This is a genomic window from Vibrio nitrifigilis (genome assembly GCF_015686695.1).
Taxonomy (GTDB): domain Bacteria; phylum Pseudomonadota; class Gammaproteobacteria; order Enterobacterales; family Vibrionaceae; genus Vibrio; species Vibrio nitrifigilis.
The window spans coordinates 89,923-112,331 of sequence record NZ_JADPMR010000004.1; the positions used below are offsets into that span (position 1 = coordinate 89,923).

Annotated in this window: 16 protein-coding genes; 6 read left to right on the top strand and 10 right to left on the bottom strand. The window is 41.9% G+C overall.

What is annotated here, in order from left to right; translation table 11 throughout:
• Positions 1 to 180 precede the first annotated feature (180 nt).
• Positions 181 to 1,407 carry a DEAD/DEAH box helicase gene (locus tag I1A42_RS16695; protein ID WP_196124125.1) on the bottom strand — a complete coding sequence of 409 codons (1,227 nt, stop codon included), beginning with the start codon at positions 1,405 to 1,407 and terminating at the stop codon, positions 181 to 183.
• A 391-nt stretch (positions 1,408 to 1,798) separates the two neighbouring features.
• Between I1A42_RS16695 and aroQ the strand changes: the two genes are divergently transcribed.
• Entirely contained in the window at positions 1,799 to 2,344 is a 546-nt protein-coding gene (aroQ, locus tag I1A42_RS16700; RefSeq protein ID WP_196124126.1) for a gamma subclass chorismate mutase AroQ, read from the top strand.
• Positions 2,345 to 2,470: 126 nt separating this feature from the next.
• A complete protein-coding gene (locus I1A42_RS16705; RefSeq protein ID WP_161158005.1) occupies positions 2,471 to 2,722 on the top strand; it encodes a hypothetical protein in 252 nt (83 codons plus the stop codon).
• 56 nt (positions 2,723 to 2,778) lie between these two features.
• Here I1A42_RS16705 and I1A42_RS16710 read toward each other — a convergent pair whose 3' ends face one another.
• The 4 genes from I1A42_RS16710 to I1A42_RS16725 all read right to left on the bottom strand — a co-directional run bounded on the left by I1A42_RS16710 (position 2,779) and on the right by I1A42_RS16725 (position 9,014).
• Positions 2,779 to 3,672: a GntR family transcriptional regulator gene (locus tag I1A42_RS16710; protein ID WP_196124127.1), complete on the bottom strand. Its 894-nt coding sequence runs from the start codon at positions 3,670 to 3,672 to the stop codon at positions 2,779 to 2,781.
• 94 nt (positions 3,673 to 3,766) lie between these two features.
• Positions 3,767 to 6,397 carry an aconitate hydratase AcnA gene (acnA, locus tag I1A42_RS16715; protein WP_196124128.1) on the bottom strand — a complete coding sequence of 877 codons (2,631 nt, stop codon included), beginning with the start codon at positions 6,395 to 6,397 and terminating at the stop codon, positions 3,767 to 3,769.
• A gap of 38 nt (positions 6,398 to 6,435) precedes the next feature.
• Positions 6,436 to 7,413 carry an NAD(P)-dependent oxidoreductase gene (locus I1A42_RS16720; RefSeq protein WP_196124129.1) on the bottom strand — a complete coding sequence of 326 codons (978 nt, stop codon included), beginning with the start codon at positions 7,411 to 7,413 and terminating at the stop codon, positions 6,436 to 6,438.
• Between the two features lie 278 nt (positions 7,414 to 7,691).
• Entirely contained in the window at positions 7,692 to 9,014 is a 1,323-nt protein-coding gene (locus tag I1A42_RS16725) for a right-handed parallel beta-helix repeat-containing protein (RefSeq protein ID WP_230389594.1), read from the bottom strand.
• 497 nt (positions 9,015 to 9,511) lie between these two features.
• Here I1A42_RS16725 and I1A42_RS16730 point away from each other — a divergent pair, with 497 nt between their 5' ends.
• The 4 genes from I1A42_RS16730 to I1A42_RS25440 all read left to right on the top strand — a co-directional run bounded on the left by I1A42_RS16730 (position 9,512) and on the right by I1A42_RS25440 (position 14,628).
• Positions 9,512 to 11,200, top strand: a complete 1,689-nt coding sequence (locus I1A42_RS16730) for a sulfatase family protein (protein ID WP_196124130.1) — start codon at positions 9,512 to 9,514, stop codon at positions 11,198 to 11,200.
• 92 nt (positions 11,201 to 11,292) lie between these two features.
• Positions 11,293 to 11,835, top strand: coding sequence for a hypothetical protein (locus tag I1A42_RS16735; protein ID WP_196124131.1), 543 nt, complete (start codon positions 11,293 to 11,295; stop codon positions 11,833 to 11,835).
• Positions 11,836 to 11,847: 12 nt separating this feature from the next.
• Complete coding sequence (locus tag I1A42_RS16740) at positions 11,848 to 13,068, top strand: anaerobic sulfatase maturase (protein ID WP_196124132.1); 1,221 nt, start codon at positions 11,848 to 11,850, stop codon at positions 13,066 to 13,068.
• 246 nt (positions 13,069 to 13,314) lie between these two features.
• Positions 13,315 to 14,628, top strand: coding sequence for a methyl-accepting chemotaxis protein (locus tag I1A42_RS25440; protein ID WP_230389596.1), 1,314 nt, complete (start codon positions 13,315 to 13,317; stop codon positions 14,626 to 14,628).
• Between the two features lie 95 nt (positions 14,629 to 14,723).
• Here I1A42_RS25440 and I1A42_RS16750 read toward each other — a convergent pair whose 3' ends face one another.
• The 5 genes from I1A42_RS16750 to I1A42_RS16770 all read right to left on the bottom strand — a co-directional run bounded on the left by I1A42_RS16750 (position 14,724) and on the right by I1A42_RS16770 (position 22,330).
• Positions 14,724 to 14,966: a hypothetical protein gene (locus I1A42_RS16750; protein ID WP_196124133.1), complete on the bottom strand. Its 243-nt coding sequence runs from the start codon at positions 14,964 to 14,966 to the stop codon at positions 14,724 to 14,726.
• 151 nt (positions 14,967 to 15,117) lie between these two features.
• The gene (locus I1A42_RS16755; RefSeq protein ID WP_196124134.1) at positions 15,118 to 17,433 is read right to left on the bottom strand and encodes a sensor domain-containing diguanylate cyclase; all 2,316 of its coding nucleotides are present in this window, start codon (positions 17,431 to 17,433) and stop codon (positions 15,118 to 15,120) included.
• A 251-nt stretch (positions 17,434 to 17,684) separates the two neighbouring features.
• The gene (locus I1A42_RS16760; RefSeq protein WP_196124135.1) at positions 17,685 to 19,118 is read right to left on the bottom strand and encodes an aminobutyraldehyde dehydrogenase; all 1,434 of its coding nucleotides are present in this window, start codon (positions 19,116 to 19,118) and stop codon (positions 17,685 to 17,687) included.
• Between the two features lie 107 nt (positions 19,119 to 19,225).
• Positions 19,226 to 20,770: a Na+/H+ antiporter NhaC family protein gene (locus I1A42_RS16765; protein ID WP_230389598.1), complete on the bottom strand. Its 1,545-nt coding sequence runs from the start codon at positions 20,768 to 20,770 to the stop codon at positions 19,226 to 19,228.
• Between the two features lie 204 nt (positions 20,771 to 20,974).
• A complete protein-coding gene (locus tag I1A42_RS16770) occupies positions 20,975 to 22,330 on the bottom strand; it encodes a putrescine aminotransferase (RefSeq protein ID WP_196124136.1) in 1,356 nt (451 codons plus the stop codon).
• Positions 22,331 to 22,409: the final 79 nt, after the last annotated feature.

Sequence of the window (22,409 nt, forward strand, 5' to 3'; positions counted from 1 at the left end):
GAGAATCTCTCCGTACTCAATTGAACATCTGGATGATTAGTTGCTACGCGGTGAATGCATTTAGATAACTGCAGCAGCAGGATCATTTAATGATGGATTTGTATTATAAGTACTGCGAGATATTATCGATTGTGCAAAATTGTTTAATTATTGCCTAATATTCCCTAGTTAAAATATGGGTTAACGTTTAGCCTTGCCTTGAAATTGTTTGATGCTCTTCTTCTGATTAGTTCTACGGTTTGCTTTTTTATCCCGCGGTGCACGTTTACTTTCCCCGGTCGATGGTTTATCGGTAACCGGGAAACCTTCGAGTTCATTTAGTGGCAGTGCACGTTGCGTGGTTTTTCTAATCGCTTCCAGATACTCAGTCTCGCCATGGCACACAAGAGACATCGCGATGCCTGATTTGCCAGCTCTTGCAGTGCGTCCGATTCGATGGACATAAACTTCAGCGCTTGATGGCAGGTCAATGTTGATCACGACTGGTAAATTTTCTACATCAATACCGCGTGCGAGTAGGTCAGTGGCTATCAGAACATTCACTTCGTGCTCTTTAAATTGTTTTAGAGTTGCTTCTCTTTCTGCCTGATCTTTATTGCCATGCAACGCTGCGACACAAAGCCCAGCTTTGTTCAGCTTTTTACATAGCGCATCTGCATTGTCTTTACTGCCGATAAACACCAATACCTGTTGCCAATTGTGTTTCTTAATTTGGTCAATCAGAGCTTTGGTTTTGCTACCTTTATTAACTAAATACAGCTTTTCTGTGATTGCATTGACTTGAATGTCAGTGTTTTGCACCTGAATAAACTCAGGAGAATCGAGTAACGCTTTGGCTTTATTAGCCAGAACGTCAGGAAAGGTCGCTGAAAACATCAGAGTCTGACGTTGTATTGGGAGCATTTCAATAATACGTTGAACGTCGTTCCAAAACCCCATATCTAACATTCTGTCAGCTTCATCGAGAACTAAGGTACTGATATTACTCGCGTCAAAGGTATTTTCACTCAGTAGGTCGAGAAGTCGACCGGGAGTGGCAACCAGTATTTGCGGCCCTGTTGCTAACACGGCTTTCTGTTGCTCTTTATCTACGCCACCACAAAGACAAACCGATGTTACATGGAGGTTGTTCGCGATCAAACCCAACGATTCGTCCACCTGCATCGCTAGCTCACGGGTTGGTACGAGGACCAATGCGCTGAAGGGAGAGGACTTCTCTACGGCTTTCTGCAGTAGGGGCAGCCCGTAAGCCAAGGTTTTGCCGCTTCCCGTTTGAGCGATGGCAAGTACATCCCGTTGATTGATGATCGCAGGAATCGCAAGTGTCTGTATTTCAGTGGGATTGCTAAACGTGGCAGGTAGAGCCGTGACTAATTGTTGGCTTAGAGGTAGCGTCGTAAACAGCATGATATGTCTTCGTCTCTTGGCGTGTTTCTTTAAAAGGCAGATGCGGCGACTTCTGGGTGATGAGTCCAAATCGTACTTAAGTAATAAAAGGAACGGTATAACCAGACGCCGGATTGTTTAGTTAATGGTGCGCACTTTACCACAGAGATAAGAAAAAGCGTCAATCTTCTCATTGTAGTAAATGAAATGTCGCAGGCGGGCTTGGTAAATTTTACAAACTGAAGTGATGACTTGTTCATGAATGAGATTTGCCAAACTTTGTTCGTAATTCTTACAATAGTTGTGCTAAAAGTAATGATTTTCTATTCAGTAAATGATACATAACATATTGCTTTTAAAAAGAATATTAGAAAATTCTACAGTTAGTCAAAAGGTCGATGAATCCATGAAAATGAAAACGTTATTTTTATCTCTATTAGTGGTGTTGCCTATGTCAGTATTGGCAGCGCCTTCGGAAACTACTGTATTCAAGTTAATTAATGAGCGTATGGGATACATGCAAGATGTTGCGCTGTATAAAGCAAAACACCACCTTGCGATCGAAGATCTCAAACGAGAAGCAGTGGTGTTAGAAAAATCGAAAGCGGGCAGCGCGAAGTATGCATTGAATAGTGACAGTACCGAAGCGTTTACTGTTTCTTTGATGTCTGCAGCTAAAGCGATTCAATATCGCTATCGCGCGGATATGTTGTCAGACCTTTCGATGGCTAGCAACACACCAAGAGATTTAAAAAAAGTAGTGCGTCCAGCATTAATTAAACTTGGCGGCGAGTTAAATGCCTCTATCGCTTCTTATTTAAAATCCGGTCAAACCTTCAATACCCAGCAATTTGCTGAATTCCAGACGTTAATTACGGCCAAATATCTCCATAATAGCGATAAGAAAGAGATCTTTAACGCACTGCAAAAGATTAAACTCACGTCGGTTACTCAATAGTTTCTTTTTTGCTATCCCAAAAGCCAGATCTGGTTAGTGAGTAGTAAACGTGGTCTGGCTCTGAGGACTATACAAATATGGGGAGGATGAATACCATAACGGTAAATCCTCTTTTAAATTCACTTTATGGCTAAACCGAACAAGAAAGGCCCAACGCGCACAGTTGATATCTTTTGCGCTAAATGTCGCTCGCCTTTATACAAATATCGTAAAGGGGGTAAGGGCGCATTAGTGAAATGTTTTATTGAACGGATTGTTGAAGATTACACTCTGTCGGTGGGGCAATGTCCACAATGTGGGCAAATATTTGCGCGAGAAACCATGATACGCGGTGCACCAGCTTATAAAATGGTTGGTGGAAAAGTACGAATGAAATAGAGTGGATCTATGCCGAATGATTGTCATTCGGCATAAATAGCGTAAGGGCTCGGTATTTACTTAAGTAACTGATTGATTTTTTCGATGTTGCTGATGGTTGAGGCGAGGTGCTGTCTTAGCTGTTCAGATGCTTCCGCGTTACGTTTTTGTTCAAGTAAGTCCAAAATCGCTAAATGCTGTTGTGCGTGCTCTAAGTAGCGCGTTCTGTCTTGCATAGAACGGTATGACAGAAGGCGTCTTACTTTATTGATTCTTGCCAAGGTATCGATAAAAAATGGGTTACCAGAGGCTTCGATAATCGCTTGGTGGAAGTTAACACCACGCTGATGAAGCTGTTCAGTGGTACTGGACGAGGTACCTTTCGCGATTAACTTCAGCTCTACTTGGCGACATTCTTCAATGACTTCCGGCGCAATAAAGTATCCCGGTTCAAGTAGTGCTGCTGGTTCTAACGCTAACCTTACGCGATAAGTTTGCATCAAACTTTCTGGGGTAGTGAGCATCGGAGAAAACTCCCAGCCATAGCCAGGTTTTTTGTTGATCCAACCTTCTTCAGCTATTTTATTGATCACACTTTGTAGCTGAGTCATGGTGAGATCGTAACGCTTCTTGATTTGTTTCTCGGAAAACACATCACCTAATTCTCCTCTTAGGCGATCTTCCGCAATTTTAAAGTAAACGGATTCCACAACATCTTTTTCAACCAAGCCCATTTCCACAACCGCTTCGTCGAACGAATCTTCAATGACTTTTGTTACAAAGTAACCGCGCATTGGCTGTTTAACCAAGATGCCTCTTTCTGCTAACGTAGCAAACGCACGATTAATTGGACTACGAGAAAGAGATAATTTATCTGCGAAATATTGTGCTGATAAGTGGGCTCCGACAGCAAAATTTTCTTGCTTCAATATTTTAAGTACACTGGCTGCGGTAGTCTGTTTTATTGTCATATCAAACGGCTGTTAGGTGATGTTGAATTCAGTTGGACGTCACAATATAGCCATCTGGAAGTAAAATTCAACAACACACTGATTTACTCACCATTTAAGAAAGATTCGATTCTGCAGAGTTATTGAACTTTTGTAGAATAAATTTAAATACACCACCTTGACGCAGTAACTCAGTTTCCAACTGGGTTTCAACAGCAGCCGTCGCTTGAAATTCTTCCACATGATTGTCTACACGCTGTATTGTTACCTCTACGCTTGAACGTGGTGAAAGGTGTTCTGCTAGAGCGCATATTGTGAGTCTATCTCCAGGCTGAATATTCATTGCGAGCCAAGTTGAGCGAGAAATGACAAGCGGTAGAATTCCCATGCCAATTAGATTCGAGCGATGGATACGTTCAAAACTGACAGCAATCACCGCATGAACGTTAAGCAATTGTTGGCCTTTAGCGGCCCAGTCGCGTGAAGAGCCCATCCCGTACCTCTCGCCAGCTATGATAATAGTGGGCTGATGAGCATCTTTGTATTTTTGTGCCACTGACCAAATTGGCTCAATGGCTTTTGATGGGATATGTAACGTATGGCCGACAGGGGCTTCTAAACACAAGTTATTACATAAGCTTTTGTTATAAAAAGTACCACGCATCATTACTTGCCAATTTCCTCTGCGGGATGCAAAGACATTGAGATCATTTCTATCTTCGCCACGTTCGACGAGGTAGTCTGCGATAAAACTGTCACTAGGAATAGCACTGGCTGGAGAGATATGATCAGTGGTGACATCGTCTCCTAATGACATAAGCGGAAATGCGGTGTAACGCCCGAGTAAGCTTTGTATGGTGCTATCAACAAAAGGAGGACGACGTAAGGTATTTGAATTGGGATCCCAAGGAAACAGAGGGGAATTCTGAACATCCAGATTGTCCCATAATAGATTGTGACTTGCGTTACTAAAATCACGATTAAAATCATTAGCATTGAGAGCTAACTGCGTATAGTTTGCGACTTCTTCACGACTTGGCCAAATATCTTGTAAATAAACCGCATTCCCGTTGTTATCGGTAAATATGGCGTCTCTTGTGAGGTTCATTTCAGCATCACCAGCAATCGCAAAGGCGACAACCATAGCGGGGGACATCAAAAAGCCAAGATATAAATCAGGATGTATACGACCTGGAAAGTTGCGATTTCCTGATAACACCGCAACGGGCTGGCAAGTTTGTGCTTGTTGGGCGGTGCTTATAATGTGGGGTAATGGACCTGAGTTGCCTATGCAGGTCGTACAACCAAAGCCCACGATATCAAAGCCTAACTGGCTGAGTTCTGAGAGCAGATCAACACGTTGCAAGTAGCTGGCGGCTGCGGGTGAGCCAGGTGCAAGCGACGTTTTAACCCAAGAAGGGATTTTTACCCCATACCGGTTTGCATTGCGTGCTAACAATCCTGCCGCTATGAGTTGTTGGGGATTGGTGGTGTTAGTGCAACTAGTAATGGCTGCTATTGCAATAGGAAATTGAGGGAGACTCTTATCCAAAGTTTCGGAAACGGCAACGGCTTCCCGTAATACGGCTGGAATATCGCCAACGTTCAGCAAATCTTGCGGACGTTTAGGTCCTGCAACGTTGAAGTTGATCGTCGCAAGATCAATCTCAACTTGACGGGTATAAAAAGGGGTTTGCTCTGGACTGAACCAAAGACCATTTGCTTGGCTGTAGGCCTGAATTAACTCTATTTGCTCATTAGTTCTACCTGTGCGTTTTAAGTAATCTAGAGTCTCTTGGTCGATGGCAAAGTACCCTGTCGTTGCGCCATATTCTGGTGCCATATTGGCAATAACACATCGGTCATCAGCTGTGAGTTCCGATACTCCAGAACCAAAGAACTCAACAAATTCTCCAGTGACCCCTAGTTTTCGTAATTCATGAGTGACTTTAAGGGCAATGTCGGTTGCTTGGACCATTGGACTGAGGGTGCCAACTAATTTCACTCCGACTACATCAGGAATACGTAGCATCGTCGGTATGCCAAACATAACACTTTGGGCTTCTAGGCCGCCCACTCCCCATCCTAAGACACCAATACCATTAATCATCGGTGTATGACTGTCTGTACCTAACATCATGTCCGGAAAAACCCATGAAATATCATTGTGCTTTTCCGTTTGGACGACAGTAGCTAGCTGTTCTAAATTAATGGTGTGCATGATCCCTGTACCCGGAGGGTTGATTCGCACATTTTTAAATGCCTCGCTTGCCCATCGGAGAAACTGATAACGTTCACGGTTACGATGCATTTCTAAGCTGAGGTTTTTAGTCGCTGCATCGTTTTGCGCGTAGTATTCCACCGCGAGAGAGTGATCGACGGAGACATCAACTTGTAACAATGGGTTGAGAATTGTAGGGTCAATATCTTGCTCTGCCAAAGCGTCTCGCATCGCTGCCATATCAACTAATGCTGGGGTGCTGGTGGTATCGTGCATCAATACTCGACTGGGCTGAAATGGAATTTCATCCATACTTGATTGCTGCTCTAACCAACGAAGTATTGATGTGATAGTCCGTTTTCGTTCGGCTCCTTCTAAATGACGAGCTGCATTTTCTAGCAGCAATCTCATTACATAGGGAAGCTGCGTTAATTGCTCACCACAAAGGTGTTTTAAGTCTACATAATGATAGAGCTGCCCATTCCATGAAAAGCGATTAATAAAGTCTTCCGAATACAATGACATAGCATACACCTCAAAGCATTTATGGATTCAATCCAAGGTTAGCGGTTGATGATAGAGTGGGGACGGTACCCATTTTCGACATCAAGGATATTGGCAAATGCAAAGTCGATACGTCGTTCCCAATTATCGATGGATGTCCCCGCTATATGTGGCGTAAGAATAACGTTATCTTTATTACGTAATTCGTCGTCTGCCGGTAGGGGCTCATTATGGAATGCATCTAAACCTGCACCCGCGATGGTGTGATTGTTTAAAGCTTCTAATAAAGCAGCACGATTAATAATTGGCCCGCGAGCCGTATTGATAAGTAGTGCGGTCGGTTTCATCAATGAGAACTGCGCCTTATCGATCATATTTCGTGTTGATTCAAAGAGTGGAATATGAAAAGTGATAATATCGGATGTTTGCAATAATTCGTTCAATGGCAACCATTTGGCATCAAATTCCTGTTCAACTTTTTCACTCGCATGGTGGCGGTCGGTATATACGACCTGTCCGTTAAATGCTTTGATAGCACGAGCAACACGTTGGCCAATGTGGCCAAAACCGATTATCCCTACTGTTTTGCCACAAAGTTCACCGAGATTGAGAGCATGTTGATGACCTAACCACTCTTTATTTTTCATACTGTTATGATGCTCTGGTAATTTTTTTAGCAGACTCAGCATTAACAAAATAGTATGTTCAGCCACCGTGGGAGCATTGACGCTGCCATTGTTAGCTACGGGGATATCCATTTGCTTAAATCTTTCTAAATCAAGAAGATCGGCACCTGCACTAAGAAGTTGTACAAATCGTAGCGATGTTGCTTTATCGAAATCGTCGAAAGGGACACTGTAATTAATGATGTATTCTGCTCCCTCTATCATTGTGCGTCGTTCTAACTCTGAGGTGTGATTATCACTGATAAGCAAAGAAAAACCTGCCGGAGTTTTATCTCGGATACGATTTATGATCTGTTCTGGAATGCTATTACTTCCTTTGTACATCAATACAATTTTTTTAGCTGTTTTCATCTTGTTCCTCTTAATCACAGCGCTAACAATGCAAGCTTCGCGAGTTAGTCGAGATAAATCTATAGCGCAATATTGTATTTTGATTGATCAAAGTGCAATTGTAAGGTGAGGGAATTGTGACATAAATAGGCAAATCTACGCGTAATTAAGCAACGCTGTTTTATGCATGTGTTAGAGGTGGGTGATAAAGTTGATGGTGAAATAAGGTAAGAAGAATTGATATTACAGGCACGTCGCGAATGATCGTTCAGTGCCTGTTAGGTATTAATTAATGGTGATTATTCGTCATACTCAAAGGCACCTAAATCAGGGGCTGTTCCTTGATAATCGTCGCCAATATCAATGCCTGCATCTATTAGGTCGCTTGATGAAGTAAGGTGTGCGTATTCGATATCAGGTAAGCTTCCATCGTCTTGGCGCTCTTCCATTAATTCATCTTCATCTAGACTTACAAAATCGTTTTTATCAACAGAGACGTCTAGGTTGAAGTAGTTGTATGCGATATCGTTTTCTGTTTCATCTCCTAGATTAATCACCTCTTTATCATTATTCCCATTGAAACCTAGGTTATTACGCATGTAATGGCCGTAACCATCTACATCGGTATCATTATCTGAAGCAAGAGTCGACAGCATATTGTAGTTGCCATTATTGTTTGCAATCGCTGTATTACCTATCCAAATTTGTCCATCAACATGGTGGTTTGCGTAGAACCCGGCTGCTCGGTTAGCAACAGCTAGATTATATTTAATGATATGTTTTGGAATAACACTCGGCAACTCACTACCATTACTGCCGAATCCTCCAGCTTTGAAGCCATTACCGTCTCCACGTTTAACAAAATTTGCGTCATAACCATTGTAGAATGACCAGTTATTTTCTAAAGTCACGACCGCTTTTGCACTAATGAGATCAAATCCATCGTCGGTATTTAACCAAGCTCTTGAGTTACGAATCACGTTACCTGTTTGTGATGAATCACTCGGATGAACTCCAAAACCATCGATGTTTCCATATGAATAGCTGTCAATGCCACTGTTGTTATATACGTCCATGTTGTTGACGACGTTATTGCTTCCTGATGTAAGATACCAGCCTATAGCATGACCATCATGTACAGAGAGGTTTTCAAACGTGTTATTGTTCCCATCTTGTACTCTAAAAGCGGTTGATTGAGTCAGTTTTCCTGTAACGGTAATTTGAATGCCAACGACATCGAAGCCGTTAAAAGTACAATTATCTGCTGAAACCATAAAGCCAATGACACGCAGGCCCTCTGGTAGAACATCAGTAAAATCAAAAACAGGTCTTTCATCTCCGTAAGCGATATAATTAATACCATCTTTGGTAATGTTGTTAACAATGGCTCTTACTGAGGTTTCTTTGGAAATATCGTCCGTTGAAAGTTCGTAGGTTCCTCCCTTAATGTAGACAGTATCCCCTTCACTTGCTGCCGTTTGCGCGGCCATTAGTGTGGCAAATGGTGCTGATAGTGTACCTGAATTGGAATCACTACCATCAGGTGAAATATAGATATCTTCAGCATAGACATTCATACTAATCAGAGTTGGAATAATAGTAAAAGCGAGTATTTTTTTCAAAATTAATACCTTAAATAATTGATGGGTTCAATTATTAATATAAATATATTTTAATTTTTAAAAAATAACAACATAGATATTATGGAACTGGGGTTATTTGTTTTTTTAATATTTATATTTAGTTCTATTTATTATTTTCTTGGTGTATTGATTGTGTTCTAAATCATTGCATTGTTTATTATTTGTAACAATTATGATCTTTTATGTTGATCTTAATCACATAAAGTGACTGTTTACATGTTTTTATATTGTCTTTTGCATTAACAAAGTTTAAATTATCCAAAATTGATTTTTTAAATTACAAAATACAATGTGTTTTTGTAATTATTCATTGATGACTTATTGTTATTTATTTTTTGTTTTTTGATGCATTAGAATAGAAAGTTTAGGATTGTAACTGATTCAATCAGGCAAGACCTAAAGAGGTGTGAATTGAGCACCTCTTTAGGTCTTTTTTTTGTCCAAAAGAAAATAAACGTGACCCTAAGGATAGAAAAATGAAGAAAAATTTATTGGCAGGAATGATAACCATGGCATGTGCGCCGATGGTGATGAGTGTCGAGCCTGTTCAAGCTGCACAAGCAAGCCAAGCTGAACCCAATATTGTTTATATTATTGTTGACGATCAACGTTACGATGCTTTGGGCTTCATCAATCACGAAGCCGTTACACCTAATATGGATAAATTGGCCAAAGAAGGAACCTATTTTAAAAATGCATTTGTCACCACGTCTTTAAGTGGACCAAGCCGAGCCAGTGTTTTGACGGGGATGTATGCCCATAATCATGGAATGGTAGATAACAACAAAAACCCCGATGTATTCAAATTGCATTATTTCCCTGAACTGTTGAAAAAAGCCGGTTATCAAACAGGTTTCTTTGGTAAATGGCACTTTGGTGGGGTGGAAGAGGAAGCAAAACCTGGTTTTGCGGGGTTTGATAAATGGGTGGGTTTCATCGGCTCTAATGCTCAAGGCAATTATTATCCCATTGATGCGACGGGCAAACCATCCATGCTTAATGTTGATGGCAAGTTAGTGAAACAGAAAGGCTATATCACCGATGAGCTCACTGATTACGCGATCAATTGGCTTGACCAACGTGATAAGAAAAAGCCGTTTATGTTGTATCTTGGCCATAAAGGTGTGCACGCAGATTTTCTTCCAGCACCTCGCCATATTGGCAAACTGGCCGGTCGTCACTACAAAAAACCGGATACCTATGCTAATACGGATGAAAACTATAAAGGCAAGCCCCGTTGGGTGAAAGATCAACGCAATAGCTGGCACGGTATTGATTACCCGTATGACACTAAGCTTGATTTGGATAAATTTAAAGAAGCCTACTATGAAACCCTGATGTCTGTTGATGACAGTGTCGGTCGAGTAATGACATACCTTAAAGAGCATCATCTGGATAAAAATACTATCGTGATGGTGATGGGGGATAACGGCTTTCAATTCGGAGAGCATGGCTTAATTGATAAACGAACTGCTTATGAAGAGTCTATTCGTGTTCCTTTAATTGCAATGGGACCTGGGTTTGATAAAGGTCGCGTAGTGAAGGATATGGTGGAAAATATTGATATAGCCCCAACATTGCTCGATGCTGCTCATATTCAAGAACCGAGTAATTATGATGGAGCGAGTTTTCTTCCACTTGCTTCTGGTAAGAAACCGGCTAAGCCAAGAGCGAAAGATTTCGTGTATGAATACTTCTGGGAATACAATTTCCCATATACACCGACGACGTTTGCTATTCGAACTGACCATTATAAGTACATCAATTATTACGGAGTGTGGGATACTGAAGAATTGTACGACATGCAAAATGATCCCCATGAAAAGCACAATTTGATTGATTCTAATGATCCTAAAATTGCAGCTGTTCGCATTAAGTTGCGTCATGAACTCTTCATGAAACTGAAGAATCATGAAGGTAAAAACACCATTCCATACAATGAACGTCTATCGACCGGGATCCTTTTCCGTCATGGACCTGAAGGCAAAAAGGCAGCAGATTTTCCTGATAGTTGGATGCGTGGATATGATCCTGCCGACAAGTATTTTGGTTTCTTCCCTGATGTTGCTGATAAGCAGAAAGCCTACGGAGAATTTTCTGATGGGCTGAAACGGACTCAGGAATACATCCAAGAGCACTATATGAAGTCAGGACAAAATAAGTAAATCGATGAGGCGCTCTAATAGAGCGCTATTTTGCTTTGTGTTGCAATGCCCGTTGTATTGTGTGATTAGAACTTGAAATAGAACGAAATTTTATGAACGTGAAACATTATTTATCAGTGTCCGCTGCTTTGGTCTGCATGGTGTTTAGCTGTGCGATTGATGCTCACTCTTCAATTGAGCATCAACAACATAATCCGACTTTGTTAGCAGAAACTCAGCGTGCATTAATCAAAATGATGGGAATCAGCCCATTAATGGTTCAATCGCCACGAGATGCTGTTTCGCTACCAATATTCGCCAATTCTGCATTGATTGTGAACAAAACTCTGGGTTTCGATTTCGATGATGGTAGGCGCTCTTTACATTTTGCCACTTTTGTGACCGATAGCCATTACGACGATGTAGTGAGCTTTTATAAGCAGTCGTTACCCAGTTATGCAGAGTTACACAAAAATGGCGATACCTTATTTGTTAAAGTGGCATTAGACGGTGGTACCTATCCCGATGACTACTATCACATTCCCAATATCGATATTTTCCCTACCACATTAGTTGATGGTTCAGATGGAACCATGTTTGTGGTGATGTACCACATGAAAAATAATGCGCGAAAAGATCAAAGTAGCAAAGAATAGTAAGGCTTGAACATGACATCGATAAGCAATTTTCAAATGATCGCTAAGCCCAGTGGTTCAGTTTGTAACATAGACTGCACTTACTGTTTCTATCTAGAAAAAGAAAAACTCTACCCAGATAGAAAGAACCATTGGAAAATGGATGACGAGACCTTAGCAAGTTATATCCAAAAGCAAATACAATCGCAAAAGGGAGAGGTCATCGATTTTATTTGGCAAGGAGGCGAACCGACGCTACTTGGTATTGAGTTTTTTGCCAAAGCACTAGAGTTACAAAATAAATATAAAGGTACAAAGCAAGTACAGAATTTTTTTCAAACTAACACGATTCGTATCGATGATGAATGGGCGAAATTTTTAGGGAAACACCAGTTTCTTGTGGGCGTATCAATCGATGGTGATCGCGAGGTTAATGATAAGTATAGAGTTTCTCGTTCAGGTAAAAGTACATTCGATGATGTGCTACGTGGCATAGAATACCTGAAAAAACATAAAGTTGAGTTTAATACCTTAACGGTTGTTAATGAATTTAATGTACGTAAACCGCTTGAAACGTATCGGTTTCTAAAAAGCATAGGAAGTCAGTTCATGCAGTTTATTCCATTGGTTGAACGTCAGGCTATGGAAGCTGATGAACACGGTTTAACCTTAATCCAACCGGATTTTTCTGGTCAATGTTCTGTAACACCTTGGTCTGTTCCTGCTAAAGCTTATGGCAGTTTTCTCAACACAATTTTTGATTATTGGGTTGTGAATGACTTTAATCGTGTATTTGTTATGAATTTCGAACAAACAATGTCACAAATGATCGGCCGCTCTTCTGCTTGTGTTTTTAGTGAAACGTGTGGCGGCGATTTGGTTATGGAAGCAAATGGAGATGTGTATTCTTGCGACCATTTCGTGTACCCAGAACATAAGTTAGGCAACGTGAATGAGGATGAGCTTGATGCCTTGGTGAATTCTCCACAAAATCTGCATTTTGGTGAAAGTAAGAAGAGAAATATCAGTCGAGATTGTCTTGATTGTCCTGTGAAGCAAGTATGCAACGGGGGATGCCCGAAACATCGATTTCAAGTGTCGAGTGATGGTAAGCCAAACAAAAACTATCTGTGCGAAGGGTTTAAAACGCATTTTATGCATGTTATCCCCAAAATGGTTGGCATGTTTGAATTGATGGAACGACAACTGACGCCAAAACAGCTCAAAGGGGCGATGAAAAAGCGTTTCTATTAGTTGCTAACAGTATCATTTGATAGCTTACTTTTTTGTGAGGGGGATGGGAGGGGGATAGACAATTTCAATATTACCCTTATGCTACTAATTGACCAACATTGTCAGTGGCTTATCTTCAGGCGTTACGCTTTGTTATTAGCGGTATATCATTAAGTTGCGTTACTACATCTTGCTGCTATTCTGATTAAGTAGTGACATATTTAACACGATGTTTTCTAGTACCGTCGAATATATTGAAGAGGCGATATGTTTTTTAAAAAACGGAAAAGTAGTGCTGAAGAAGGTTTAGAAGAAGAACTCTATGCTTTAAAGCAAGTACACGACAGCTTATGCGAAGATATGTTGAGTTTGACCTTGGAGCCGAATGGCGCCATCTCATCCATCAATGCCAATTTTGAAGAGCAGCTTGGAGTCAGTAAAAGCGTTTTAGTCGGCAAGCCTTTGACGTCTATAGTGCCGAAAGAGGCACAAAATACCCAGCACTTCTCAAGAATGAAAACGGCAATAGAATCAGCAAAACATTGGCATGGCGCGATTGAAACAACGAATGGTCAAGGTGAAGATGTCTGGCTAAGGGCAATTATTCAACCAGTGAAATCACGGGATAAAAAGTTGCTGCGCTTTAGTGTCTTTGCCAATGAGTTAACCAACACCATTCAAACGTCGCGTGAGAAGCAGGATTTAATCAACGGGCTGAACCGTTCAACCGCCGTGATTGAATTTTCGCTAGATGGCACAATATTGACTGCCAATGATAATTTCCTTAATGGTGTTCACTACAAGCTCAGTGATATTAAGGGAAAACACCACCGTATCTTTTGTACGTCAGAAGAAGCGAATTCAAATGAATACGCCAAGTTTTGGGAGAAGCTTGGCCGAGGCGAGTATGTTTCCGGCCGTTTTAAGCGTGTTGACCGTAATGGTAATATCGTTTGGTTAGAAGCATCGTATAACCCTATTCATGATGAACATGGGCGGCTATATAAGGTCGTGAAATACGCCACCGTGATTACTGATGAAATCAATAAAGAACAAGCGGTGAATGAAGCTGCGCAATTGGCCAGTGAAGTGTCCAGTGAAACCCGTGCCCAAACGGCTACTGGGAGAAAAGTGATTGAGTCGACTATCTCGAATATGAATGATTTGTCCGCTAAAATGGATAAGGCAAGTCATGACATTAATGCTCTCAATGAACATTCTCAAAAAATTAATGAGTTAGTTAACAGCATCCGCGGTATTGCGGATCAAACCAATTTGCTAGCGTTAAACGCTGCCATTGAAGCCGCGCGCGCGGGTGAGCAGGGGAGAGGGTTTGCCGTCGTGGCTGATGAAGTAAGACAATTAGCTGCGCGGACGAATGCCACAACTGTTGATATCGTGGCAATGGTATCGGAAAACTTATCGCAAATTAAAGATACCGTGGGCCTGATTGAAGATTGCCAAACTCAAACTAAGGAATCGTTGAAATCAGCTATTAACGCTGGTGATGTGATTCAAGATATTGAAGCAGGCGCTAATAAAATTGATCAAGCAATTAGTCAGCTAAATAGTGGCCATTAAGAGAACATAGCGACTGTCCCTGTATTTTTATCTTAAGGATATGGGGGCAGGCCTTAACTGAGTGAGTAAATCTAGCAAGTTGAGCAGGCTCAATATCAACGCCAGACTTGCAGCCCGTAGTAACCGAGTAGTTCAGTATAGCGTTTGAGCTTTTCAACGTCATTTTCCATCAGTGATTGGTACAAGCACTGATTGATTTGCGCGATGATAGCCACTTCATTTTCTGGACGACCAAAATCTAGCGAGTCATACTGCTTTTCGTTAAATTCTATTATGTGTTGATAATCGACATCGCTGCTCGTGACGTTAAATGTCGTTCGACGATCCTTATCTACCATACGTTTTGCTCCATGCCGATGTTGTACCAAATTCTCGTGTTTCATGTCCTTTAAATCTAGCACTAAATGGTTAGATGTGTATTAAATTTTCATGGCATTTAGGATTGGCTTTATGAATGAGTAACATAGAAAAAGAAATAATTGTTAGCAGTTATTTCAGCTTCGTCATCGGAGGATCGTTGGCCCAAATAACACGGTTACGACCTTGCTGCTTCGCTGAGTAGAGTGCATGATCTGCCGCATCAATGTGTTGCTCCATGGTTAGGTTTTGGGCAGGAGTAATAAAATGGGCACCCATACTCATCGTAATATGGATGCTGTGTTGACCATAGTTGATAACCTTATCCGCAATCGTCAACCGTATGTGATTGAGTAATTCTGTGACAACAGCTTGATCATCATTTTTAATCAAGAATGCAAATTCTTCTCCACCGAGGCGAGCAATAATGTCATCGGTACGTAACTCATTTGAGAGTTGGTAGGCAATACTTTTTAATACTTCATCACCCGCGATATGACCATATTGATCATTGACTTGCTTGAAGTGGTCTATGTCTAAAATAACGATGACATAAACCTCTCCGGTCGACGTTAATTTGTCAAAATAATCGCGAAACGCTCGGCGATTTAAGAGTCCGGTTAGTGGGTCGGTCATTGCCATGTTTTTTAATTGCTGTTCCGCTTTAAAGCGAGCGTCTTCAAGATCTACCGAGTAGTAAAGCGCGGCGAGCGCGTCAGTAAGAGGTTGAAGTAATTGTGAATCCTTAGTGGTGTAGTCATCAATTTTATTAGCTAAACCTATCATGCCAACCACTTGCGAACCGAGTTTAATAGGGAGCCCCATAAATCGAAAAATTTTAGGATGACCTTTGGGTGTCCCTTTTGATGATGGGTGTGTTGAGGGTTGGTTACTGATGACCATCCTTTCTTTCGTAATCACACTGCCAAAGAGATTATCAAAACTGGTAAAATAAAGCGCTCTATTGTGATACATATCCACCAAGGTTCTCGTCGCTTCATTCCATGAGAGCTCAGTAATTGCGTGAATATAAAGAGCATCTCGGTTGTCTTTTTTCTTCATTTGCGCAATGAAAGCAAATTTACTGTCTGCAATTTCTGTCAGCTCAGGCAGTACTTGCCTGCATGCTTCTGACAAATCATGGTGCTGTAGATAGATACTCATTGCCTTATTAATGAAACTAAGTAATTGCCGTTGTTTATCCTGCAATAGCTCGGTTTCTTTTTTTTCTGTGATGTCGCGATGGATTCCTGCCACCCTTAATACGTGACCTTCTTCATCACGCTCAATGGTTTTTCCGTAGGTTTCAAACCATATCCAATGGCCATCACTGTGTTTGACACGGTAGATGATCATTAGGCTCTCGGAATCACCTTCGAGATGTTGGGTGTAGGCTGATTCTACTGCACTACGATCGGCGGGATGAATTAGGCCGCGCCAGTAGTGCCTGCTACTATCAAACAGTTCCATATCTACGCCAATCATACGGCAGCTATATTGGTTGACTTTGTTAATATCATGCACAACATCATAATCCCATGTACCTAAGTCTGAGGCTTCAAGCAGAATGCGCATTTGTTGATTCGTCTGTTTGAGTTTTTGTTCGACAGACCGATTCATTGTGTTATCAATAAGTAGCGCGTGTACTGAGTCGAGTTCTCCTGTTTGATCAAAGAAGGCTTGGGAAATCATCTTGATCCAAAATCGTTCGCCGTGTCGATTTTTTATTTGAAATTGAGCATCGGCATTTTGCACACCAGCGCGGTGATTGCTCATCAAAAATGTAAATTCATTCAGGCTATTGGGATCGATATAATCTTCAAAAATTTCTTGTCTCTGGACTAAAGGTTCGAGGGATAGACCAAATAATTGAGTGAGGTTAGTAGAAGCAAATGTGAGGTTTAATCCCTCGAAATTTTTCCACGTCATAAGGACGGCTGGAGATTGCTCAATAAGTTGGTGCTCATGGGCCGATTGGGTTTGTTGACGAACGAGATCAAGGTAGGTTGAAATATGAGAGCTGAGCTTAGTCAGAGATTGAATCTGCTCAGAACTTAAGGTTCTTGGTTTGGTATCAACCACGCAGACTGCGCCGATGGCGACGTTTTGTAGCCTCAAGGGAATGCCAGCATAAAACCGGATGAAGGGGGATCCTATGACCATTGGATTGCTAGAAAACAGTCGATCTTTTTCAGCATTTTCGACTAACACAATATCGTCGTTTTCGACCACTTGATTACAAAATGCTTCTACTCTGTCGGTACTCTCGAAATGGATGCCATAGCGCGCTTTAAAAACTTGAGTGTATTCTCCAATGATGGATACGTAAGCAATTGGCATGTCAAGGAAATGGGCAGTAGATTCGATGAGATTGTTCATGCTTGGATCATCGCCACTACTCTGTAAACTGTAATCGTTAATGATGGTTAGACGTTGTGTTTCATCCATAGTGCTCCCTTCCTTCGCCATCGTTAGCGAATGTTAGAATCTCATTGTTGTTATTATTCCAGTTGATAATTCAATGAGGTGGTATCAATCAGCAATCTATAGAGTATAGTCAACGGAATGTTATTCAGGTTGTTTCAAAAAGAAGGATGAGGAAAATAGTTATTTTATACGGAAGGCTGGTACTGGTGGGATTGACTATCATAAAGCACTGCCGTAACAGTGCATTAAGATGACAGAATGGGGGAGTAAATTTATAGAGCAATCATCACATGTTTGGTGACTAGGTAGTCATCAATGGCTTCTGCAGAAAGATCTTTACCAAACCCTGATTGCTTAAATCCACCATGGGGGGTTTCCGAAGAAAGGGGTAAATGGTCGTTAACCCATACGGTACCAAAGACTAAGTCACGCGAAAAACGCATCGCACGTTGAATATCTTTCGTAAATACAGAAGAGGCTAACCCATATTTAACGTCATTGGCCATCGTTAAGGCTTCGTCGTCCGTTTTGAAGCTTTGAATCGTCACCACTGGGCCAAAAATCTCTTCTTGAACGACTTCTGAATCTTGTTTGACGTTGTCTAATAAAGTCGGTGCATAGTAATAGCCACTGCGTTCAGGAATATATCCACCAATAAGTACGTTGGCACCAGCTTGTTGTGCACGTTCGACAAAGCCTGACACTGCTTGTTGTTGTGGTTGAGAAATCATCGAACCAATCATGGTATCGGTATCAAAAGGATTGCCAATGGTAAAATCTTTGGTCGCTTGAATGAGCGCATCAACGGTTTGATCGTAAATCGACTCATGGACCAATATTCGTGTTGCGGCGGTACAGTCTTGCCCGGAATTAAGAAATCCACCAATGGCTGCTTTTTCTGCGGCTTGTTTAATATCAGCATCATCGAAAATAATCAGTGGTGCTTTCCCGCCGAGTTCTAAATGGACGCGTTTCAATGTATCGGCAGCTGATTTCATAATTGCTTTGCCTGTGCGACTTGAGCCAGTTAGGCTCACCATCTGTACATCGGGGTGAGATGTCAGTGCAGCACCGGTATCATTATCACCGCTTAGAATGTTCAGCACGCCATCAGGCAGTCCGGCTTCTTTCGCGATAGCACCTAACAGTAACGACGTACGTGGTGTGGTTGGTGCGGGTTTCAAAATCGAGCTGCATCCAGCCGCCAGTGCTGGGCCAATTTTCCAAATTGCCATTAAGAAAGGGTAGTTCCATGGCGCGATGCCCACTGCAACACCACATGGTTCCTTGCGCAGAATCGAACTATAACCAGGGGTATAATCAGCGCTGCCTGACCCTTTGACATTGCGAGCCGCAGAAGCAAAAAATCGCAGGTTATCGATTGCAAATGGAATATCGCTGCCCAGCGAAACCAGGTCATAGGGCTTACCAGTATCTTCTGATTCAATCCGGGCAAACTCTTCACAGCGGGCTTCTATTAAATCCGCCATTTTGGCTAAAACAGCGGCACGTTCTGCAGGTGTTTTTTTTGACCAACGTCCATCCTCAAATGCCGCTTTTGCAGTAGATACCGCCATATTCACTTCATCGTTTCCAGCATTGGGTACGGTATCAATGATTTCTCCTGTTGCTGGGTTTTCAACGTTAAGTACGGCACCGTTACGCGCATCACACGCTTCACCGTTAATCCATAGTTGGTATTTCATGTTCCATTCCTTGCATCGGGTGCAGAGCATCGACGCTCTGCTTATAAATTGTAGGTAAGCTGTCGATAATGGATGCCCCTCAAACCAAGCGTTGAGAGGCAAATAAGTTAAGCGTAGGCATAGCCCAACATTAAAAAGGCGATAATTGCGCAGATAGCACCTAGCAACGCATACGGGAATTGAGAAAAAGCGTGTGACATAGGTGAACAGCCAGAGCCTTGTGCGGCCAAAATGGATGAGTCGCTAAAGAAACAGGCGTGGCTACCGAAAGAGGATGCCGACAAAATAGCGCCTACGACCAATGGCATGTGTACGTCTAGGTGCTGAGCGACTGGAATAACGATAGGAATCGCGATAACAAATACGCCCCAGCTCGATGCAGTGCCAAACACAATTAATGCTAATACGACGAATACAATGGCTGGATAAGTCGCTTGGCTTAGGTAAGGTGTTACCGAATCAATGATGTATTGGGTCATACCCAAGGAATCGTTGATGTCTTTTAAGATAAATCCACCAATAACGGTTGATAGGGGATACAGCATGCTGTGAAAGCCCTCAAATAGTGCATCTATTTGTTCGTTGATGGAGAGTAGGCCTTGAAAATAGAAGAGCAATGTAGTGACAGTAAAGGTAATAATAACGCCTTTTAACAGGTCGATATCATAATAGACGGTCGACAGGATTAACAATGCAACTGGGAAAAAGAAATTGAACAACTGAGCTTTCATGCTGAGTTGTCTTTTGGCTTTGGATTTGTTGATTAACTCTTCCCCTTCATAATCAGGAGGAACTGGGCGGCCACTCTTGGCACGTAATTCCGCTTTTTTCATGGGGCCAACATCACCGATAATGCCGGCAGCAACAAGAAACGCAATCAGCAATGCAATCCACGCATACATCATGAAGGGAATGGAAGAAACATACAGGCTCATGCCTTGGCTTTTGCCCGCTACGCCATTATTTTCTAATAGACCAGAGAAGAAGACTGCCCAAGTTGAAATTGGAACAATGACACACATTGGTGCCGCTGCTGAATCGATAAGATAAGCAATTTTTTCACGCGACACTTGGTAGTAATCCGTTAGCTTTTTCACGGAAGAAGACACTGCGAGGCAGCTTAAGTAGTCGTCAATAAAAACGATGGCGCCTAGGATGACCGTCGCCATAGTGGATTGCCGACGTGATTTTATTTTAGTTTTCAACCATTCAGTAAATCCATCAAGGCAACTGCTGATTTCTAAAATACGGATGAAACCGCCCATCAAACCACACACCAATACCACCCAAACGATGGTTTCATCACCAACGACCTTGGAAATGGTATCGGTAAATGGGGTGATAAAGTTATTTGGGCTCATCATGATTAAACCCGCAGCAGACCCTGCCATCATCGACTCAAAAGGTCGGCGTGTCACAATCGCCATAACGAGTACAGCAAGGGTGGGGAGAATGGATTTCCATCCCCAAGCTTCGTCACCTGTGTGTGTCATCGAAAGTAAAAAGAAGGCGGCAAATATCGCTATTGTGACGATAATGCTGGTAATTTTCTTATTGTTCCAAAGCTTGGCTGTTTGGGTTGTCTGAATAGATAAGTCTTCTATGGTCTTATCTATATAGACTGGTTTCATTGAACTGTTGATTTCTGACATAAATAAATTTCCTTATAAATTTAAATAAATCCTTATATTTAAAAATCTTATGCGGCTCATACTGTCAACAAGCATTAGGTATGAGATAAATACAGCGATGGCATGTCCTTTTGGTTCAGGTAATACTCAAGTAAGCGTTGGTGCTGTACTTGAGTATCACACTAATCATTGGATAGTATCGGTGTACTATCCGATGGTTATTTCTCAAATGTTTTTAATCACGTCTTTCAATTCGACTAAGAATTTGTCGATTAATTCATAGGGGATATTCAGCGCAGGCTCAATTCGTACTACACGAGAGTTGTTTAAGGTTCCAGAAATTAAGATGCCGCGTTTAAACAAGCCTGATACGACTTCAAATCCGGTTTCATCATCGGCAAATACCATTCCAAGCAATAACCCTTTGCCAGTAACATCGGAGAGCACATCAGGGTATTGTTTTTGAATCTCGGCCAATTTACTTTGGATGTAAGCGCCTTTTTCTTTGGCTTGACCTGCTAAGTCTTCTTCTAAAAGAACCGATATTTGAGCAAGTGCTGCAGCGCAAGCGATCGGGTTACCACCTGTAGTGGTCGTGTGCATAAATGGGTTAGGTTCTAGCACTTTCCAAATTTTAGCGCTGGCAAAGAACCCCGACATCGCGATAACACCACCGCCTAATGCTTTACCAAAACACATGATGTCAGGTGCGACATTCCAATGATCAACCCCAAAGAGAGTACCAGTGCGGCCAAAGCCAGTTTGCACTTCATCAGCGATCAGAAGTACACCGTATTTGTCACAGATTTTGCGTAGTTTTGGCCAGTAGTCGTCTGGTGGAACAATTGCACCCGCTTCACCTTGAATGGGTTCGGCAATCACTGCTGCAATACCGTCGCCGACTTCAATGGCTGATTTAATTTGTTCTTCAACTGCCTCTGCATCACCAAAAGGGACATGGCGTACACCATCCAGCAAACGTCCTACGGGTTCGCGATACACGGCTTTCCCCATGAGTGATAATGCACCGAGTGATTTGCCGTGAAACGCACGAATGGTGGAAATAAAACCATTTTTTCCCGTGTACATTTTGGCTAACTTCATCGCGCCATCTACGGCTTCGGTGCCGGAGTTGGCAAAAAATCCGTATTGAATGTCGCCAGGGGTTAATTTGGCAATCACTTTTGCTAAGTGAGCGCGTAGTGGATCGAGCATTTCTTGGCTGTATTGAGGGCTGCGCTCTAGTTGCGCTTGTGCTGCTGCAACAATTTTAGGATGGCGAATACCAGGAGAATACAACCCAAAGCCACCGAGCATATCGATAAACTCTCGACCTAATACATCTTTTAGAATAGAACCTTGTCCAGACCAGTCAGTCAGTGCAATGCCTTCTGTTTCGGTCACTGACTTGCGGTATTCGAGAAATCCCTTGTTAATGTGATTTTTAAAGTTGTCGTAAGTACTTTGTGCAATCCAAGTCCGTTCTTCTTGATTAATCTCATCGTCACTTTTTGATACGAGATTAACCATTTTGCTCGCTTCAAAAAAAGCATCATCAATGTTACGTGTTGAATAATCCATTTCCTTTCCCTATTTCAATGTACTTCATGAAAGTCGTTGTTTTCTTTACGCTATCCATTTAGAACTATCTTTTGAAATG